1 protein-coding gene is annotated in these 245 nt (G+C 35.1%); it reads right to left on the reverse strand.

The window, feature by feature from the left end; all coding sequences use genetic code 11:
• Positions 1–151, reverse strand: a 151-nt coding sequence (locus ACFIO5_RS13060; protein WP_375705641.1) for an EVE domain-containing protein, incomplete at its 3' end; no start/stop codon positions are given.
• Positions 152–245: the final 94 nt, after the last annotated feature.

The raw sequence follows: 245 nt of genomic DNA on the forward strand, positions 1-245 counted from the left end.
AAAAGCCTTTATCACCACATTTCATTGCACGCATATTATTACGTGCTTGATAGTTGCGTACACCATCCCATTGTTCACCGGCAATACCTTTTTGCTTCTGCATGTCCCATGACCATTTATGGGGTTCAGATTTAAAAAGCCAGTAAGCCATGAGACCTCCTTTTTCATGAGATTATGTCACATTTTATAAAACATAAAAATTTGTATAGCATATCAATAATGATTTTGGATTTTGAATGGAGTAA

The sequence above is a fragment of the Bartonella sp. AA86SXKL genome (assembly GCF_042196885.1).